The 389-nt window shown below is 38.0% G+C and carries 1 protein-coding gene; it reads left to right on the top strand.

Translation table 11 applies throughout. From position 1 onward, the window contains the following. The first annotated feature begins 81 nt into the window (after positions 1-81). On the top strand, positions 82-264 hold the full coding sequence (locus C1G53_RS07375; protein ID WP_002934978.1) for a 4-oxalocrotonate tautomerase: 183 nt from the start codon (positions 82-84) through the stop codon (positions 262-264). The last annotated feature ends 125 nt before the right edge of the window (positions 265-389 follow it).

Here is a 389-nt window from a genome sequence, read left to right as displayed (position 1 = left end):
ATTTTGTTATATCTTATGAAAATATCCTTGGAGAATCATAAAAACTATGGTACAATAAACGAAAAATAAAGGAGGAAATATATGCCATTTGTACGTATTGATTTGTTTGAAGGACGCACAGAAGAACAAAAAATTGCCCTTGCGCGTGAAGTAACTGAGGTGGTATCACGCAATACTAATGCGCCCAAAGAAGCCATTCATGTCTTCATCAATGATATGCCTGAAGGGACCTACTACCCACAAGGTGAAATGAAACGTAAATAAGAGAAAACACTCTTGCAAGAAAATGCAGGAGTGTTTCTTTGTATCAAGTTTATTTCTTATCGTCTTCATCCATGCTGAGAACACTGAGGAAGGCTTCTTGTGGAACTTCGACAGAGCCGATGGCT

This window comes from Streptococcus suis (genome assembly GCF_002960445.1).
Lineage (GTDB): Bacteria > Bacillota > Bacilli > Lactobacillales > Streptococcaceae > Streptococcus > Streptococcus hyiners.
Note: the sequence above shows the minus strand (reverse complement) of the source record. Positions and strands in the feature narration are given on the sequence as shown.

What these genes read in the sequence shown, in the direction of transcription:
- C1G53_RS07375 (WP_002934978.1), top strand. Translation starts at nt 82, where the DNA reads ATGCCATTTGTACGTATTGATTTGTTTGAAGGACGCACAGAAGAACAA.